The following is a 12,457-nucleotide window of genomic DNA, read 5'->3' as shown; positions in this document are numbered from 1 at the left end:
GACGCTACGGTACGCTCGCTCAAAGGCTGGCCGAGACACGAGTGCCCTGTTCGATGGCGCGCTTGGCGTCCAATTCGGCCGCCTCGTCGGCGCCGCCGATCATGTGTACCTCCACACCCGACGCCTGCAGCGGCTCGAAGAGCTCGCGCACCGGGTTCTGCCCGGCGCAGACAACGATGCTGTCGACCTCGAGCAGCCTCGGCTCACCATCCTGGCGGATGTGGAGACCATCGTCATCGATGCCCATGTACTCGCAGCCTGACAGGGATTCGACACCACGATGCTTCAGCGAGGCACGGTGCACCCAACCCGTGGTCTTGCCCAGCCCCTTGCCCGGCTTGGAGGACTTGCGCTGCAGCAGAAAGACCTGCCTCGGCGTATCGGGGCGCTGCGGCGGGGCGATACCGCCTCGCTCGGAAACGGTGAGGTCTACCCCCCATTCGGCGCACCAGGCCTCGGTATTCATGGCGGGATGACCCACATGGGTGAGCAATTCGGCCACATCGAAACCGATCCCGCCAGCACCGATAATCGCCACTCGACGTCCCACGCGCTCGGGGTGATGGATGGCCATGGGGTAGCTGAGCACCTTCGGGTGGTCATGACCCGGCAGCGAGAGTTGGCGTGGCTGGACGCCACTGGCCAGCACCACGGCATCGAAGCCTTTGAGCGTGTGGAGATCGGCATCGCAGTTGAGACGCACCGAGACACCGTGCTTGTCGAGCATGACCCTGAAGTAGCGCAGGGTCTCGTCGAACTCCTCCTTGCCGGGGATCTTTCGCGCCAGGTTGAACTGTCCACCCAATTCGCTATTGCGCTCGAACAGCACCACGCGATGCCCCCGCCTTGCCGCGGTGACGGCAGCCGAGAGACCGGCCGGCCCGCCACCAACCACGGCGATGTCACGCACCGTCTCGGCGGGAAGTATCTCGAGCTCAGTCTCGTGACAGGCCCGGGGGTTGACCAGACAGGAGGTCAGCTTGCCCTGGAAGGTGTGATCGAGACACGCCTGATTGCAGGCGATACAGGTATTGATCTCCTCGCTACGCCCTTCCGCCGCCTTGGTGATCCAGGCCGGGTCGGCCAGGAAGGGGCGTGCCATGGAAACCATGTCCGCGTGGCCGTCCGCCAGCACCCGTTCGGCCACGTTTGGCATGTTGATGCGGTTGGTGGTGATCAGCGGCACGCTGAGCTCGGCCTTCATGCGCCGGGTCACCTCGGTGAAGGCGGCCCGTGGCACGCTGGTGACGATGGTGGGCACGCGCGCCTCGTGCCAGCCGATACCGGTATTGATGAGGTTGACGCCCGCGGTCTCGAGGGCCCGCCCCAGGGTGACGACTTCCTCCCAGGTACTGCCCTCGTCCACCAAATCGATCATCGACAGGCGGAAGATGATGAGAAAGTCCTCCCCCACCGCCTGGCGGATTCCCTTGACGATGTCGACGGCAAAGCGCATGCGATTCTCGAACGCACCGCCCCACTCGTCGCTGCGATGATTGGTACGCAGGCACAGAAACTGGTTGATCAGGTAGCCTTCGGACCCCATTACCTCGACGCCGTCGTAACCGGCTTCACGGGCCAGGGTGGCGCAGCGCACATAGTCGGCGATCTGTCCCTCGACCTCCTTCGCGGCGAGCTCCCGGGGCGCGAACGGGTTGATGGGCGCCTGGATCGGCGACGGCGCCACCAGCTCAGGGGAGTAGGCGTAACGGCCGGCGTGAAGAATCTGCATGCAGATATGTCCGCCCTCGGCATGAACCGCCTCGACCACGCCGCGATGATTCGCCACCTGCTCGCTCCGCTCCAGGGTTGCCGCACCCTGAAAAACGGCACCCTCGGGGTTGGGGGCGATGCCGCCCGTGACGATCAGCCCGACGCCCTCCCGGGCACGCTCGGCATAGAAGGCCGCCAGGCGGGAAAAACCGTTGGGCGCCTCCTCGAGATTGGTATGCATGGAGCCCATCAGCACTCGGTTGGGCAGCGTCAGGTGACCCACTTCAAGCGGGCGAAAGAGATGAGGGTAGCGCACGCCGAACTCCTCCTGCTGGTCAAGGTTTCAAACAACTGTATGATAGCCAGGCAAGATGCGCAAAGGTAATGATTCGCCATAGGCGAAAGCAGCATAGCGCAGAGGAAGAGCAAGAGGAGACAGGAAAGGAAAAACCGTGCACAGACGAAAGACCCCAAGCCATTTGGCTCGGGGTCTGGAATATCGTGTTGGCGGACCGGACGGGACTCGAACCCGCGACCTCCGGCGTGACAGGCCGGCATTCTAACCAACTGAACTACCGGTCCGCGTGGTGGGTGATACCGGATTCGAACCAGTGACCCCCAGCATGTGAGGCTGGTGCTCTAACCAACTGAGCTAATCACCCACGGATACCGCACTTCATTTACTAATACAGCCCTGCTCTACTCAAAACTGCGTGCCAGTCATCGTGGCGGACCGGACGGGACTCGAACCCGCGACCTCCGGCGTGACAGGCCGGCATTCTAACCAACTGAACTACCGGTCCACAAGACGACATGACATCAGAAACAGTTGGCGGACCGGACGGGACTCGAACCCGCGACCTCCGGCGTGACAGGCCGGCATTCTAACCAACTGAACTACCGGTCCGCTGCGTGCTTCCTACATGATCGGTATCACCCCGAAAGCGATGGTGGGTGGTACTGGGTTCGAACCAGTGACCCCCAGCTTGTAAGGCTGGTGCTCTCCCAACTGAGCTAACCACCCCCGGTCATGTGGCGCTGAATTCTACAGGGATCCGCTTGGTTGTCAATGCCTTTGAGGGTGCCGCAGCATGAAGGCGGCGATCTCGCCAGCGGCCTGCTCGATCAACTCTTCCTGGGTGAGGCCGGAAGCGCGGCGCGGCTTCCAGTCGTGGTCGCCATCTTCCAGCAGATGCACCGCCACATTCTCGCCCAGCCGATAGCCTTCGATCTCCTCGGCGCTCCCGAAAGGATCGCGACTGCCCTGCAGCACCAGAGTCGGGCAGGCAAGCAGCGGCCAATGAGACAGCCTCAGGCTGTCCGGCTTGCCCGGCGGATGGAAGGGGTAGCCGCAAAGTATCAGGCCAGCGGCCTGGTCACGGGCCGCCAGCAAACTGGCTGCTCGCCCACCCATTGACTTTCCGCCCAGCCAGAAACTACCCAGTTCGGAATGTGTCAGAATGTCGCACCAGGCGCTCAATTCATCCACCAGCCGATCGATGCGTGGGGGCGGGAAACGCTTGGCCTCTTTCTGCATGCGTTGCATGTAAGCGAACTCGACGGCCAGGGTCTGAACCCCATGTTCTGCCAGGCCAGCGCGCAGCTGGCTCATGAAGGGCGACCCCTGCCCAGCCCCCGCCCCATGGGCGATCAGAAGCCGGCCCGCACTGCCGTCGCCTTCGACTTCCAGCGGGCCCAGCCCCTCGACACGCCAGCGCCCCGTCTCTCCTTCGAGAAGACGCTCTCGAAGGCGTGCCGAAGAAATTGCTACCCGATCAAGTCGCGCAAAGTACGACACCGGTCAAACTCCTGTGTGAGTTTCGCCCTTGGGCATGTTTCAGTCTGCGATGCGGCTGCGATAGAATCCATCTTGTTTTCTGACCTGCTTCACCCAACCGTGAGCGTCGGCTGCGGCATCCGTCACGACCGGCTCTCGATACGCGTTCGATGGGAACCTGACATGAGCACAGCATTAGAGCACCCGACCTACAATTACAAGGTAGTTCGGCAGTTCGCGATCATGACAGTCGTGTGGGGCATCGTGGGCATGCTCCTCGGTGTCATCCTTGCCGCACAGCTGGTATGGCCGCAACTCAACCTCGACCTGCCATGGACAAGCTTTGGCCGCCTGAGGCCGTTGCACACCAATGCCGTCATCTTCGCTTTCGGTGGTTCGGCGCTGATGGCGACCTCCTACTATGTCGTGCAGCGTACCTGTCAGGCGCGGCTGTTCTCCGACAAGCTGGCGGCATTCACCTTCTGGGGTTGGCAGGCTGTGATCGTGTCTGCGGTGATCACCCTGCCGCTGGGCTACACCACCACCAAGGAGTACGCCGAGCTCGAATGGCCGATCAATATCCTGATCGCCGCGGTCTGGGTCAGCTATGCCATCGTTTTCCTGATGACCATCAAGCAGCGCAAGACCTCGCACATCTATGTGGCCAACTGGTTCTTCGCTGCCTTCATTCTGACCGTGGCCGTGCTGCACATCGTCAATAATGCGGCGATCCCGGTCACCGCCATGTACTCGATCTCCATCTACTCCGGCACCATCGATGCCATGGTGCAGTGGTGGTACGGGCACAACGCGGTCGGCTTCTTCCTCACCGCCGGCTTCCTCGGCATGATGTACTACTTCGTCCCCAAGCAGGCCGAACGCCCGATCTACTCCTATCGCCTGTCCATCGTCCACTTCTGGGCGCTCATCATGATCTACATGTGGGCCGGCCCGCACCACCTGCACTACACCGCCCTGCCCGACTGGGCCCAGTCACTGGGCATGGTCATGTCGATCATCCTGCTGGCTCCCTCATGGGGTGGCATGATCAACGGCATGATGACCCTCTCCGGCGCCTGGCATAAGCTGCGCACCGACCCGACCCTGCGTTTCCTGGTGGTTGCCCTGTCATTCTACGGCATGTCCACCTTCGAAGGGCCGATGATGGCGATCAAGACTGTCAACGCTCTGTCGCACTACACCGACTGGACCATCGGCCACGTCCATGCCGGCGCGCTGGGCTGGGTGGCGATGATCACCATCGGCTCCATGTACCACCTGATCCCGCGCCTGTTCGGTCGCACCGAAATGTACTCCGTAGGCATGATCGCGGTGCACTTCTGGCTGGCCACCATCGGTACCGTGCTCTACATCGCTTCCATGTGGGTCAATGGCATCCTGCAGGGCCTGATGTGGCGCGCCATCAACCCCGACGGCACCCTGATGTACACCTTCATGGAATCCGTCGAGGCCAGCGGTCCGGGCTACATCGTGCGCCTGATCGGCGGTCTGTTCTGGATCGTTGGCATGCTGATCATGGCTTACAACGTCTTCAGGACCATCCAGCGCAGCGAAGCCGTGCAACATCCGATTCCGCAGACCGCCTGAGCAACCGGGGATACCGACACCAATGAAACACGAGATTGTCGAAAAGAACGTAGGCCTGCTCGCCGTGTTGATCCTGGTGGTGATCAGCTTCGGCGGCCTGGCCGAGATCGTGCCGCTGTTCTTCCAGAAGCAGACCACCGAGCCGGTCGAAGGCCTGCGCCCGCTCTCCGCCCTGGAGCTTGAGGGCCGTGACATCTATCGCCGGGAGGGTTGCGTCGGCTGTCACTCTCAGATGATCCGCCCCTTCCGTGCCGAGACCGAGCGCTATGGACACTACAGCGTGGCCGGCGAGTTCATCTACGAGCACAACTTCCTGTGGGGCTCCAAGCGCACCGGCCCGGACCTGGCACGTGTCGGCGGCCGCTACAGCGACGACTGGCATCGCGCTCACATGTACAACCCGCGTGACGTGGTCCCGGGTTCGATCATGCCAGCCTACCCGTGGCTGTTCGAGCGCACGCTGGACGGCAACAATACGCCTGGCAAGATGAAGGCCCTGCGCGCACTCGGCGTGCCTTATACCGACGAAGCCATCGAGAACGCCACCCGCGAGGTACGCGGCCAGCAGGAAATCACTGCACTGGTCGCCTACCTGCAGCAGCTGGGCACCGTGCTCGAGGGCACGCGTTGATCATGGATACCGGCACGTTTCGCGGCATTATCACCTTCTTGCTGATCGTCGCCTTCCTCGGCATCACCTGGTGGGCCTACTCCCGGCGACGTAAACCGGATTTCGACGAGGCGGCCAACCTGCCCTTCGCCGATGACGATGACCAGACAACACGTGACAGCAGCGCCTCGCCCCGCTCGATCCGAGAGCAGGACAACAATGGCGATTCCCGTACGAACCAGGGAGACAGAAACACATGAATAATCTTTGGGATGACTCCCTTTCCGGGTTCTGGAGCGCCTGGATCATCGTCATCACACTGGGCTCCATTGCCTTTGCCTTCTGGATCCTCTACGCCAACCGCAAAACCGACAAGGTGCCGGACGCCGAGGGCAATGTCGAAACCACCGGCCACGCCGCCGACGAGATCGAGGAGTACGATAACCCGCTGCCACGCTGGTGGTTCCAGCTCTACGTGGCGACCGTGGTGTTCTCGCTCGGTTACCTGCTGCTCTATCCGGGTCTGGGCAATTTCGCCGGCCTGCTCGGCTGGACCCAGGAAGGCCAGTGGGAAGAGGAGGTAGCCCGGGCCGAGGAGCGCTTCACGCCGATCTTCGCCCAGTACCAGGAGATTCCGATTCCCGACCTGGCCCAGGACGAGGAGGCCATGCAGGTAGCCGAACGCATCTACCTGAACAATTGCGCGGTGTGTCACGGCGCCAACGCCCAGGGTGGCTACGGCTTTCCCAACCTGACCAACGACGACTGGCTCTACGGCGGCGAGCCGGAGCAGATCATGACGTCGCTGGCCAGAGGGCGTAACGGCCTGATGCCCGCCTTCCAGTCGCTTGGCGCAAATAACATCGAGAACGTCACTCAGCACGTCCTGGCGCTTTCCGACCTCGAACACGACGCCGAGCGCGCCGAGCAGGGGGCCTCGGTCTTCGCGTCGGTCTGCGCCGCCTGCCACTCGCCGGATGGCAGTGGCAATCAGGCGCTGGGCGCACCGAACCTGACCAACGACACCTGGCTCTATCAGGCGCCCGGCCAGAGCGTTGCCGACTCGGTTCGCCAGACCCTGCGTAACGGCCGCAATGGCCATATGCCGGCCCAGGAAGCCTACATCGGCGAGGAACGTGTCCACCTGGTCGCAGCCTACGTCTACAGCCTGCGCTTTCGCGACTGAGGACGTTGCCGAGCGGTAAGGAGGGTGCGGCCTGGGGTCGCACCCTTTCTCTTGGTGACGAGGCCTCGATACAATGAAATCGTTTCACTGCCTCCCTTCTGCGGGCCGTCGCTGCCCGCCACGAGTCCGCCATGAGTGAGAAGATACCCGCCCGCGACGTGACCCCGAATCCCGTGGGCCACCACGAACCGCGTGCCATCGTCCAGCAGGAGATGTATGCCAGTCGACGGCATATCTATGTTCGCGAAATAAAAGGATTTTTCCAGCGCCTGCGTCGCTCTGCCAACTGGCTGCTGATGCTGGCCTTCTTCGGTCTGCCCTGGATCCAGTGGGGCGACCGTCCGCTGATCTGGTTCGACCTGCCGGGACGGGAATTCCATATCTTTACCGCCACCTTCTACCCCCAGGAGTTCATCCTCCTGTCGTGGCTGCTGATCATCTGCGCTTTCGGGCTGTTCTTCATCACCGTCTTTGCCGGCCGCGTATGGTGCGGCTACACCTGCCCCCAGAGCGTTTGGACCTTTCTCTATATCTGGGTCGAGCACCGCCTGGAGGGCTCCCGCAATCGACGCATCAAGCTCGATCGCCAGCCCATGGACCTGGACAAGGCGTGGCGCAAGGGGGCCAAGCACGTCATCTGGCTCGCGATCGCCCTTGCCACGGGGGTCACCTTCGTCGGCTACTTCACGCCGATCCGTGAACTGGTGGTGGAGCTGCCTACCCTCCAGGCCCACGGCTGGGCCTACTTCTGGTCCGGCTTCTTCCTGGTATTCACCTACCTCAATGCCGGCTGGCTGCGCGAGCAGGTGTGTATCTACATGTGCCCCTATGCCCGCTTCCAGGGGGTGATGTTCGACGCCGACACCCTGATCGTCTCCTACGACGAGGCTCGCGGCGAGCCCCGCGGCTCGCGCAAGAAGAGTCTCAGCCACACGGAGGCGCGGGAAGCCGGTTACGGTGACTGCATCGACTGCGATCTCTGCGTGCAGGTCTGCCCAACCGGCATCGACATCCGTGACGGCCTACAATATGAGTGCATCACCTGTGCCGCCTGTATCGATGCCTGCGACAGCGTGATGGACAAGATGAACTATCCACGAGGGCTGATCCGCTATACCACCGAGAACGCCCTGGAAGGCAAGCCGTCGCATATCCTGCGTCCTCGGCTGATGGGCTACCTGGCAGCACTGCTGGTCATGGTCGGCCTCTTCATCTGGGCACTTAGCGACCGCATGCCGCTGGACTTCGAGGTCGAACGGGAACGCGGACAGCTCTACCAGATGACACGCGACGGACGCATCAGCAATGTCTTCACCCTGACCCTGCGCAACCAGGATCGCGAGGATCATGAGTTTCGCCTCGAAGTGAGCGGCTTGCCCGGGCTGGAGATCGATACCGACATGCTGCGAGTCCCTGCCGGCGCCTCGCGCATGTTCGCGGTGCAGGTAACTGCCGACCCCGACGTGCTGGAGCTGCCCAGCCATCCGATTCAGCTACATGTGCAGTCCCAACAGAATGAACGCATCACCATTGAACGTGACACCCGCTTCATCGGTGAAGCCCGGAGATGACCATGACGACCCGCTCCCCCTGGTACAAGCAGTTCTGGCCCTGGTTCCTGATCGGCCTGCTGTTTACCTCCATCTTCGGCAGCTCGACCCTGGCCGTCATGGCCATACGAACTGCCGACGGCCTGGTACAGCAGGACTACTACGAGCACGGACGTGCCATCAATAGGGTGCTCGCCAAGCAACAGCGTGCCCATGATCTGAATCTGGCCGCCGACCTGCGCATCGACCCGCTGACCAGCGACATCATTGTCCAGCTCGACGGCGACGATCGCCCCGAGCGGCTTTATCTGACGCTGATCTTTCCTACCCAGGACGACCGGGACCAGGATCTGGTCCTGGAGCATGTCAAGGATGGGCGCTATCTCGGCCAGGCGCCCGACAACCTGCGCTATCGCTGGTACCTGCAGCTACACCCCAGCGAGGTCGAACCGGCCTGGCGTCTGGTGGGCGAAGCCAGCTTTCCCAGCGAGGACGAATTCGACCTGACGCCAGGCATCGTGGACCGCGGCTGATGGCTTGCGCATTGACTTACTCATCCGAGCGGCCATGAGCCAGCACGCCACCACGGCAGAGCACGCGACGGCAGACTGCTATCACTGCGGCAGCCTGGTCCCCGCAGGCGCGCCCTGGTCGATCACTCTCGACGACCAGGCGCACCCGCTCTGCTGCCCGGGCTGCGAGGCCGTGGCACACGCCATCGTCAACGGCGGACTCGAGAGCTACTACCGCTTTCGCACCGAGCTGCCCGAGCGCCCGGACGATCGCCAGAAGGTCAAGGCAGAGACCTGGGCCGTCTTCGACGACCCGGGGCTTCAGCGGGAGTTCGTCCACCCTGAAGCCGATAGCGACCTGGTATACGCCACCCTGGCGGTGGACGGCATTACCTGTGCCGCCTGTGCCTGGCTGATCGAGCATCGGCTCAATGCCCTTGAAGGGGTCAGCGTCAGCGCCGTCAACCTGAGTCACCACCGGGTCCGCGTGACCTGGGACCCGGCTCGGCTCATGCTGTCGCGCATCCTCGCCGAGATGGCCGCCATCGGCTACGGTGCCCAGCCCTACGAGCCCGATGCCGCCCAACAGCGGCTGCAGTTCGAGGAGCGCATGAACATCCGCCGGCTGATCGTGGCCGCGGTGGGCATGGCGCAGGTGATGATGTTCTCGATCCCCATCTATATGACCAGCCCCGGCGAGATCAGCGAGGATTTCTACGCCCTGTTCCACTGGCTCTCCTTTGCCCTGGCTACCCCGGTAGTATTCTTCTCGGCCATGCCGTTCTTCCGCAACGCACTGCGCGACCTGCGCACCCGAGTACTGGGCATGGATGTGCCGGTCTCGATCGCCATCGGAGGCGCCTACCTGGCCAGTGGGTATGCGGTGATCACAGACACCGGCGAGGTCTATTTCGACTCGGTAGCCATGTTCACCTTCTTCCTGCTGTTCGGCCGCTATGTCGAGGCCAGGGCCCGGCGACGCAGCGGCCATACCGGCAACGCCATGGCCGGGGCTTTGCCACTGTCGGCGACGAGACTGACCGAGGATGGCGAAGAGCGAATCCTGCCGGCCAGCGAACTCGCCACCGACGACCGGGTCGTGATCAAGCCCGGGCATGGCGTACCCGCCGATGGCGTGATCGAGGAGGGCGAATCCAGCCTTGACGAGTCGATGCTCACCGGGGAGTACCTGCCGGTGACCCGACGCGTGGGCGACAGCGTCGTCGGTGGCAGCCAGAACATCGAGAGCCCATTAATCGTGAGGGTCACCCATGCCGGCAAGCAGGCCCGGGTCGCCGGAATCGTCGACCTCACCGACCGCGCCTTCGCCAGCCGCCCTCGCCTGGCCCAGATGGCCGCTCGCATGTCCCACCTGTTCGTGCTGCGGCTGCTGCTGGTGACCACCTGCGTCGCCATTGCCTGGTGGTTCATCGACCCCTCCCGGGTACTGTGGGTCACCCTTTCGGTACTGGTAGTGACCTGTCCCTGCGCCCTGGCACTGGCCACGCCCACGGCACTGACCGCTGGACACGGCCAGTTGCGACGCCGCGGCGTATTGATCACGCGCGCCGACGCCATCGAGTCATTGTCCCAGGTGGACCGGGTGATCTTCGACAAGACCGGCACCCTGACCAGCGGCGAAATGCAGCTGCGCGAAACACGGCCGATCGGAGACCTGTCGATAGATCGCGCACGGGTGATCGCAGCGGCACTTGAGGCGCACTCGGAACATCCCATCGCCAGGGCCTTTCGCCCCTGGCGCCTGGCAACCGTCGTGGCCAGCGAGCGAACAAGCCGCACGGGAAAGGGCGTCGAAGGCAACATCGATGGGCGGCCATGGCGGCTGGGTCGCCCGGAATTCGCGGCACCCGAGCAGGATCTCTCGATTCCGGGTCCGGGCCAGTGGCTGCTGCTTGCCGAAGCCGGGGAGCCGCGTGCCTGGTTCGCACTCCATGATCGTGTCCGCGAAGACGCCGCCGCCACCGTGACAGCGCTCAAGGCTCGCGGATTATCGGTGGAACTGCTCTCCGGCGACAATGCAGGCACCGTGGAAAGCCTTGCCCGTACGCTTGGCATCGACGCCTGGCGGGCCGGTGCCAGCCCAGAGGACAAGCTGGCCCATATTCGTCAGTGCCAGGAACGCGGCGAGAAAGTCGCAATGATCGGTGATGGCATCAACGACGTGCCGGTACTCGCCGGTGCCGACGTCTCGATCGCCATGAACGGTGCCACCGACCTGGCACGTACCAGCGCCGATGCCGTGTTGCTCAGCCCCCGGCTGATGCGTATCGTCGAATCCATCGAGATCGCCAACGCCACACGACGCATCATGCGCCAGAACATGATCTGGTCGGTATGCTACAACTTCTCAGCGCTTCCCCTGGCCGCCATCGGCATCGTGCCCCCCTGGGTCGCTGCCCTGGGGATGTCGGCCAGCTCATTGGTGGTGGTGGGCAATGCCCTTCGCCTGAGCCGCTATCGCACCGCATCACCGCCCGACCCGGCCAACCCCGCCCGCCTGGTGAACGCATGACAATTCTGTATCTGCTCATCCCACTGTCGCTTGTTCTGCTGGGGCTGGCAGTCTGGGCCTTCTTCTGGGCCGTGAAGAACGATCAGTTCGAGGACCTAGAGGGGCCGGCGCATCGCATCCTGTTCGATGATGACGAGAACGACCTGACCCCGGAAGCACGGGAGCAGCGACGCAAGGCAGCCGAGCGCAGATCCGATGATTCCGGTAGCGAAGAGGACCCCGACCGCTGATGGACCCCACCGGGCTCGGCCTGCCACCGCTGACGGCAGCCTTCGTCTTCGGCCTGCTCGGCGGCGCCCACTGCATCGGCATGTGCGGCGGCATCATGAGTGCCCTGACCTTCGCGGTCCCCCCCAGCATGCGCAGCCCGGCACGACTCAGCGGGCTGCTGCTCGGCTACAACCTGGGGCGAATACTCAGCTACATGACCGCCGGCGCCCTGGTGGCCTCGCTCGGCACAGTGATCGCTCTGTCGGCTACGGCACGGGTGATACTGCAGCTGTTTGCCGCACTGATGCTGATCCTGATGGCGCTCTATATCGCCAACTGGTGGAAAGGTCTGCTCAGGGTAGAGGCCGTGGGCAAGCGGCTTTGGCGACACCTTGAACCCATCGGCAAGCGACTCATGCCCGTGGTGAGGATTCCCCAGGCTGTCGGCCTCGGTGCGGTCTGGGGCTGGCTGCCCTGCGGCCTGGTCTACTCGATGCTCGCCTGGAGCCTGGCCATCGCCGACCCGGTTCAAGGCGCCCTGCTGATGGCTGCCTTCGGGCTCGGCACCCTGCCAGCGCTACTCGTTACCGGCTTCGCCGCGCGCCAGCTGGGCGCACTGATACGCCATCGCGCCACTCGCACCGTGGCGGCCCTGTCGATCATCGCCTTTGCCCTGTGGCAGCTCCTGTCGCTGCTGGCCCAGGGCATGCCGCACTGAAATGAGCAACTTCTCCGTTCATTGTGGTTTCGCTTGACTC

The 12,457-nt window shown here is 63.4% G+C and carries 11 protein-coding genes and 5 tRNA genes; 9 read left to right on the top strand and 7 right to left on the bottom strand.

Going from position 1 to position 12,457, the window contains the following annotated elements:
* Positions 1 to 19: 19 nt before the first annotated feature.
* From DU505_RS16280 to DU505_RS16250, 7 genes are all read right to left on the bottom strand, one after another.
* Complete coding sequence (locus DU505_RS16280; RefSeq protein WP_479688577.1) at positions 20 to 1,963, bottom strand: FAD-dependent oxidoreductase; 1,944 nt, start codon at positions 1,961 to 1,963, stop codon at positions 20 to 22.
* Between the two features lie 255 nt (positions 1,964 to 2,218).
* Positions 2,219 to 2,295 (bottom strand) — tRNA-Asp (locus DU505_RS16275).
* Between the two features lie 3 nt (positions 2,296 to 2,298).
* Positions 2,299 to 2,375, bottom strand: a tRNA-Val gene (locus DU505_RS16270).
* A gap of 64 nt (positions 2,376 to 2,439) precedes the next feature.
* Positions 2,440 to 2,516: transfer RNA gene (locus tag DU505_RS16265), tRNA-Asp, on the bottom strand.
* 27 nt (positions 2,517 to 2,543) lie between these two features.
* Positions 2,544 to 2,620 (bottom strand) — tRNA-Asp (locus DU505_RS16260).
* Between the two features lie 41 nt (positions 2,621 to 2,661).
* Positions 2,662 to 2,737, bottom strand: a tRNA-Val gene (locus tag DU505_RS16255).
* 42 nt (positions 2,738 to 2,779) lie between these two features.
* On the bottom strand, positions 2,780 to 3,511 hold the full coding sequence (locus DU505_RS16250) for an alpha/beta family hydrolase (protein WP_181872851.1): 732 nt from the start codon (positions 3,509 to 3,511) through the stop codon (positions 2,780 to 2,782).
* A 162-nt stretch (positions 3,512 to 3,673) separates the two neighbouring features.
* Between DU505_RS16250 and ccoN the strand changes: the two genes are divergently transcribed.
* The 9 genes from ccoN to DU505_RS16205 all read left to right on the top strand — a co-directional run bounded on the left by ccoN (position 3,674) and on the right by DU505_RS16205 (position 12,417).
* Positions 3,674 to 5,098 (top strand): cytochrome-c oxidase, cbb3-type subunit I, encoded by a 1,425-nt coding sequence (ccoN, locus tag DU505_RS16245; RefSeq protein ID WP_114480040.1) that lies wholly within the window; start codon positions 3,674 to 3,676, stop codon positions 5,096 to 5,098.
* A 22-nt stretch (positions 5,099 to 5,120) separates the two neighbouring features.
* Complete coding sequence (ccoO, locus tag DU505_RS16240) at positions 5,121 to 5,729, top strand: cytochrome-c oxidase, cbb3-type subunit II (RefSeq protein WP_114480039.1); 609 nt, start codon at positions 5,121 to 5,123, stop codon at positions 5,727 to 5,729.
* 2 nt (positions 5,730 to 5,731) lie between these two features.
* Complete coding sequence (locus tag DU505_RS16235) at positions 5,732 to 5,968, top strand: cbb3-type cytochrome oxidase subunit 3 (protein WP_114480038.1); 237 nt, start codon at positions 5,732 to 5,734, stop codon at positions 5,966 to 5,968.
* A complete protein-coding gene (ccoP, locus tag DU505_RS16230; protein ID WP_114480037.1) occupies positions 5,965 to 6,894 on the top strand; it encodes a cytochrome-c oxidase, cbb3-type subunit III in 930 nt (309 codons plus the stop codon). The genes DU505_RS16235 and ccoP overlap by 4 nt, the downstream gene beginning before the upstream one ends.
* A 131-nt stretch (positions 6,895 to 7,025) precedes the next feature.
* A complete protein-coding gene (gene ccoG, locus DU505_RS16225) occupies positions 7,026 to 8,465 on the top strand; it encodes a cytochrome c oxidase accessory protein CcoG (protein ID WP_114480036.1) in 1,440 nt (479 codons plus the stop codon).
* Entirely contained in the window at positions 8,462 to 8,977 is a 516-nt protein-coding gene (locus DU505_RS16220) for a FixH family protein (RefSeq protein WP_114480035.1), read from the top strand. The genes ccoG and DU505_RS16220 overlap by 4 nt, the downstream gene beginning before the upstream one ends.
* A gap of 34 nt (positions 8,978 to 9,011) precedes the next feature.
* Entirely contained in the window at positions 9,012 to 11,489 is a 2,478-nt protein-coding gene (locus DU505_RS16215; protein ID WP_114480034.1) for a heavy metal translocating P-type ATPase, read from the top strand.
* On the top strand, positions 11,486 to 11,719 hold the full coding sequence (gene ccoS / locus DU505_RS16210; protein WP_114480033.1) for a cbb3-type cytochrome oxidase assembly protein CcoS: 234 nt from the start codon (positions 11,486 to 11,488) through the stop codon (positions 11,717 to 11,719). The genes DU505_RS16215 and ccoS overlap by 4 nt, the downstream gene beginning before the upstream one ends.
* Entirely contained in the window at positions 11,719 to 12,417 is a 699-nt protein-coding gene (locus DU505_RS16205) for a sulfite exporter TauE/SafE family protein (protein WP_114480032.1), read from the top strand. Before ccoS ends, DU505_RS16205 begins: the two co-directional genes overlap by 1 nt.
* Positions 12,418 to 12,457: the final 40 nt, after the last annotated feature.

The organism is Billgrantia montanilacus (genome assembly GCF_003336675.1).
Taxonomy (GTDB): Bacteria; Pseudomonadota; Gammaproteobacteria; order Pseudomonadales; family Halomonadaceae; genus Halomonas; species Halomonas montanilacus.
The sequence above is the reverse complement of the archived record's forward strand: the minus strand, read 5'-3'. Positions and strand labels throughout refer to the sequence as shown.

What these genes read in the sequence shown, in the direction of transcription:
- DU505_RS16280 (WP_479688577.1), bottom strand. Translation starts at nt 1,963, where the DNA reads ATGGGCTCCATGCATACCAATCTCGAGGAGGCGCCCAACGGTTTTTCC.
- ccoN (WP_114480040.1), top strand. Translation starts at nt 3,674, where the DNA reads ATGAGCACAGCATTAGAGCACCCGACCTACAATTACAAGGTAGTTCGG.
- ccoO (WP_114480039.1), top strand. Translation starts at nt 5,121, where the DNA reads ATGAAACACGAGATTGTCGAAAAGAACGTAGGCCTGCTCGCCGTGTTG.
- DU505_RS16235 (WP_114480038.1), top strand. Translation starts at nt 5,732, where the DNA reads ATGGATACCGGCACGTTTCGCGGCATTATCACCTTCTTGCTGATCGTC.
- ccoP (WP_114480037.1), top strand. Translation starts at nt 5,965, where the DNA reads ATGAATAATCTTTGGGATGACTCCCTTTCCGGGTTCTGGAGCGCCTGG.
- ccoG (WP_114480036.1), top strand. Translation starts at nt 7,026, where the DNA reads ATGAGTGAGAAGATACCCGCCCGCGACGTGACCCCGAATCCCGTGGGC.
- DU505_RS16220 (WP_114480035.1), top strand. Translation starts at nt 8,462, where the DNA reads ATGACCATGACGACCCGCTCCCCCTGGTACAAGCAGTTCTGGCCCTGG.
- DU505_RS16215 (WP_114480034.1), top strand. Translation starts at nt 9,012, where the DNA reads ATGAGCCAGCACGCCACCACGGCAGAGCACGCGACGGCAGACTGCTAT.
- ccoS (WP_114480033.1), top strand. Translation starts at nt 11,486, where the DNA reads ATGACAATTCTGTATCTGCTCATCCCACTGTCGCTTGTTCTGCTGGGG.
- DU505_RS16205 (WP_114480032.1), top strand. Translation starts at nt 11,719, where the DNA reads ATGGACCCCACCGGGCTCGGCCTGCCACCGCTGACGGCAGCCTTCGTC.